Here is a 3904-nt window from a genome sequence, read left to right as displayed (position 1 = left end):
TTTTACCAGTGCGAAATACATTTTCAGTAGTGCGGAGCCATCTATCGGTTGCGCGGAAGCATCTTTGTATGACGCGCTGTCAGTTTTGTGCTGTGCGGAGCCTTCTTTACCTGACGCGGAGTCAGATTGAGGTGACGCGGAGTCAGTTTTGTATGACGCGCTGTCAGTTTTCAGTCGTGCGAAACACATTTTATGTGGTGCGAAACCATCTTTTTGAGTCCGAAGGTTGATTATAAGTTCCCGGAATTCATTTCTCACTGACGAATTGTGGTTTTTATAGTACACCCAGTGGTTTTAATCTTTAGATTGCTGAATTTTTACCTTGCCATAATTTATCAAGCCCTTTGGTTGATTTACTAAGTGTAAGTAGTTTTAATTCGCTTGTAAAATTTATTAGTAATTGATTTTGATTCGAGTCAAATGGTTGATTAATAGAAAAAAGTGATTGAATTAATTGTTTAAATATTTTGTTAATAGCGTATGTCACTGTAAATTGTATGAAAATCAATTAACAGCCTTTACTTACACAATGACTAAATGTTTTTAAAAACCCGACAATACAATCGCTAAACGAGTTTACTTCCCTTACGATTCCCTCTGGTTTTAATACATTCCATTGTTAATGCCGGCTAATGTTTAACTTTTAAATTTTATATTATGACTTTAAATCAGATCAACAAGATCAGGATGTTTGGAGCAACAAACACAGTATTAATCAGCAACTCTTCCTTGTATGCTTCGTCAGAAGCACTTATCCTGACGCAACAAAAACTTGCGGCAAACCTGGCTGAGCTGGAAAGCTACCGGCAGGTACAGGAACAGAACACCTCGGGTTTAACACTCAGCAAAGAAAACCTTCGCGAGGATGTCGAGAACCTGGTATTACGTATTTCGGTTTCGCTGGTTGCCTATGCCACGGCAACCGCCGATGTTAATTTAAAACGAATGGCCAGGTATACACCATCGAAACTGGCAAAAATTTCGGATGTGGTATTATGTGATATTGCCGCAAACATGATTCGTATGGCAACACCTGTTTTGGCCGGACTCGAAGTTTATTTTGTTACGCAGGCTGAACTGGATGCTTTGCAACAAAAAACGGCTGATTTTAAAATTTCCATTCCGCAAAACCGTGTAGCTACCAGCAGCCGAAAGGCATCAACGGCGACTATCGACCGCCTGATACGGGAAACAAACAATATCCTACGAGATGAAATTGATTCTTTACTTCAGCCTTTCCAGTTTATGAATCCTGATTTTTACCGGCAGTACAAAAACGCACGTATTATTATCGATTACACCGGCCGGGGCCCAAGGACCGAAGCTGCAGAACCGGTTGCTGATTCTGAACAACCAACAGAACGCTAATTTTGGGGCCCTTCGGGGCCTTTTTTTTTGATACTTTGAAACTCAATAGCAAAAGCTGCTTCAAAATATACAGACTCACCCTGATTGTGCCTTCAAAACAATCGTCCCTCTTTATTGATAGAGAGGGAGTGAGGGAGAGTTGACTGACAACTGTTTTGCTTTCATCTCTTTCGCTGACCACAAGAAATCAAAAATGATTTATCCACGAATTGCACAGAGTACACCAATTGGATGGTAATAGTTTGTTTATTATTCAAAACTATGCACCAGTATGATCTACGGATAATAGTTATAAATGTCTTTACGGTGTAATATACGCTCGAAAACAATTTCATTGCCCTGTATTCTCACGCCGGCTCTGTAGTTGCCAAATCCTATTCTTTAAAAACCGTTGAATCCTTTTAACTTTTTCAATTGGGGGATTTGGTCGGTTGATTTAAATTGTACTATTTCTTCAAAAACAAAACACTCAATCTTTGCTCTTTGTTTTGCCGGTATTTTTGCCAGCTCTTTTAAAAAAGTTTTATTATACCGGATTACAAAATCCATTATTTACGAAGGTTTTTGTAATAAGCTTTGGCATCATTAAGTGTCAGGTTGTCGGCAGCGGTATTTTCTTCAATAAGCCTTCCCAATGCATGATCTTCAAGAACCTGCTCAATCTTTTCAAATGTTTTTATATCAATTTGAACTGCAATTGGGTGCTTGTTTTTATCGGTAACGTATGATTTATTTATATTCAGTATAATTTCTTCTTTTCAACAAAGATACAAGTTTCATCGCATATTTTGTTATGTCCACTAATTGCACGGATTACGCTAATTGGATGGTAATGGATTGTTTATTATTTGAAACCTTCAAGGTTTTGAAAACGCTTGAAGGTTGTTCGTGCAAGAGTAATCTTATTTATACTTTGTTGTTGCAAACGACTAACAGGGGAGCGATACCTCCTATTACTCTTCTTCTGTTCTTAGCGTAGACCTGAACTTCCAAAACCAAAACACATATTTAAAGGCATTTAAATAACGTGGTAAAAAAGTTTTTGGATCGGCAAAGATACGCGCCAGCCAGCGCGGATTACACGAATTGAATAGTAATGGTTTGTTCTAACTACTTATAAACGTTTTCTCCCGAAAATGAGGCATAGTCAAAATCCTTGATATCCTTCAACAAAGGATGTTGCTTATCTTTTCCGGATAACTGAATGGCTGCTTCCGGTATTTGCCAGTCGATTCCAATAGCAGGATCGTTCCACATTACACCTCCGTCGGATTCCGGCGCGTAATAATTGTCGCATTTGTAGCTAAAAAGTGCCGTTGGGCTAAGCACGGCAAAACCATGGGCAAACCCACGGGGAATCCAAAGCTGTCGTTTGTTATCTGCCGAGAGCTTCACTGCAACATGTTGCCCGTAAGTAGGCGAATTCAAACGGATATCCACGGCAACATCCAATACTTCGCCATGCAGCACTCGAACCAGTTTGCCCTGAGTATGGGGTGGATGCTGAAAATGCAAACCGCGTAATACCCCGTATTGAGAGAAAGATTCATTATCCTGTACAAACCGGACATTTCCTATATATTCTTCAATCAGTTCCTGACGAAACGATTCCATAAAATATCCTCGGTTATCACCAAAGATTTTAGGTTCGAAGATTAATACTTCTGGTATTGTTGTTTTTATGATATTCATGTTTATCTGATCGTGTTTTTTAGAATGTTTCTCCTCCTGGTTAGGAGGAGGGGACCAACGAAGTTGGTGAGGTGGTTGATTTCATACTATTAAAATTGTTTGTTTTTAGCAGTATAGTGTGGAACTCGCAAGTATTTTATATTCCTCTTGGACGTAATTTTTTCATGCTCGTTTCATTTTAACTCTTTTTCTCACCAAAATCAATAATATCCTGTTTTATAATCTCAGGGTACTCATATACCCAACGGTTTTCGTAACGTAAAACTGTAACTCCCAGATTATTCAATTGCTCATCCCTTTCACTATCCCGGGCAATACTATTCAAATCGGCATGAACCTCGCCGTCTAACTCGATGGCGAGCATTAATTCGTAACAAAAGAAATCAACTATATAGTTTCCAATAGAATGTTGTCTTCTGAATTTATATCCATTTAACTGACGTTTATTTAGCATTTGCCATAAAGTAGCTTCAGCAGCTGTGGAATTATTGCGTAAATGTTTTCGAATTGGTTTATAGAACTTGCGATTGTGGAGCTGCATTTCTTGATGAAAGGTAATTAGATTTCACAAACTTTTATATACCACCCCACCGCAGTAAACGCGGTACCCCCTCCTGCAAGGAGGGGAAACTTTCAAATCGTGTTTATTTTACCAAACTCAACAGATACTGCCCATACTGGTTTTTTGCCAGATTCTCACCTTGTACCTGTAACTGTTCTTTGACCCCTCTGTCGGCCGCCCACATTCCTTACGCTGACATCTCCCCTTTTTAAGGGGAGACAATAAGGAATTTTTATTTGATTAGACTTAATAGGTATTGTCCGTATTGGTTTTTTGCCAGAT

The 3904-nt window shown here is 39.0% G+C and carries 4 protein-coding genes; 1 reads left to right on the top strand and 3 read right to left on the bottom strand.

Annotation, left to right across the window (positions count from 1 at the left end; genetic code table 11):
• The first annotated feature begins 657 nt into the window (after positions 1–657).
• Positions 658–1368, top strand: a complete 711-nt coding sequence (locus ABZB17_RS21285) for a hypothetical protein (RefSeq protein ID WP_372653444.1) — start codon at positions 658–660, stop codon at positions 1366–1368.
• Between the two features lie 548 nt (positions 1369–1916).
• Here ABZB17_RS21285 and ABZB17_RS21280 read toward each other — a convergent pair.
• The 3 genes from ABZB17_RS21280 to ABZB17_RS21270 all read right to left on the bottom strand — a co-directional run bounded on the left by ABZB17_RS21280 (position 1917) and on the right by ABZB17_RS21270 (position 3601).
• Complete coding sequence (locus ABZB17_RS21280) at positions 1917–2054, bottom strand: hypothetical protein (RefSeq protein ID WP_372653446.1); 138 nt, start codon at positions 2052–2054, stop codon at positions 1917–1919.
• Between the two features lie 424 nt (positions 2055–2478).
• Positions 2479–3060, bottom strand: a complete 582-nt coding sequence (gene rfbC / locus ABZB17_RS21275) for a dTDP-4-dehydrorhamnose 3,5-epimerase (RefSeq protein ID WP_372653441.1) — start codon at positions 3058–3060, stop codon at positions 2479–2481.
• A 178-nt stretch (positions 3061–3238) separates the two neighbouring features.
• Positions 3239–3601, bottom strand: coding sequence for an endonuclease domain-containing protein (locus ABZB17_RS21270; RefSeq protein WP_372653439.1), 363 nt, complete (start codon positions 3599–3601; stop codon positions 3239–3241).
• Positions 3602–3904: the final 303 nt, after the last annotated feature.

Source organism: Draconibacterium sp. (assembly GCF_041583095.1).
Taxonomy (GTDB): domain Bacteria; phylum Bacteroidota; class Bacteroidia; order Bacteroidales; family Prolixibacteraceae; genus Draconibacterium.
Note: the sequence above shows the minus strand (reverse complement) of the source record. Positions and strands in the feature narration are given on the sequence as shown.